General features: G+C 49.2%; 1 pseudogene. It reads right to left on the bottom strand.

Annotated elements, in window-relative coordinates:
• Positions 1–156, bottom strand: a pseudogene (locus AC0L20_RS41855) (cyclase); the annotation flags it as partial.
• Positions 157–236 lie beyond the last annotated feature (80 nt).

Raw genomic sequence — 236 nt, 5'->3', positions numbered from 1 at the left:
GTGAGTTACTGTGATGTCATTGGGGTTTTCGACTGCTCGGTAGACAGCCTCGGCTGTTACGCCCTTCGTCTTCTGAACCGAAGCAAAATCGTCGTAAACTTTCCGCCACGTCTTGTAGTCGGAAACCGTGTGTCTAACAAACATAGTCGTCATCAGATGTTCCTCCCAGACTGGTCGTAGCAATCTTTCCACGAACGCTTGAAACAGCACTTCCAGTAGCACCAGTATAATACCGG

This window comes from Bradyrhizobium sp. Kon58 (assembly GCF_055807455.1).
The sequence above is the reverse complement of the archived record's forward strand: the minus strand, read 5'-3'. Positions and strand labels throughout refer to the sequence as shown.